This is a genomic window from Neisseria sp. P0001.S005 (genome assembly GCF_051963715.1).
Map to the genome: position 1 here is coordinate 1 of NZ_JBQCTZ010001002.1, position 257 is coordinate 257.

General features: G+C 51.8%; 1 pseudogene. It reads left to right on the forward strand.

Going from position 1 to position 257, the window contains the following annotated elements:
* Positions 1 to 257 (forward strand): annotated as a pseudogene (locus ACTHSP_RS23850) (BAX inhibitor (BI)-1/YccA family protein); the annotation flags it as partial.

Consider the following 257-nt stretch of genomic DNA (forward strand, 5'->3'; position numbering starts at 1 on the left):
TCGGTTGCCAAAAATACCGTCCTGCAAAAAACCTACCGCCTGCTCGGCCTGTCTTTCATTCCTGCCGTTGCCGGCGCATTCTTTTCCGCCAAAACAGGCTTTAACATTTTCTCCATGTTCGGTTCATCTTGGATTGCCCTGGCTGCCTTCTTCGGCTTCTTCTACGGCATGACCTTCCTGATCGAGAAAAACCGTTACAGCAACGTCGGCGTAGCCCTGTTGATGATCTTCACTTTCGGCATGGGCCTTGCCATCAG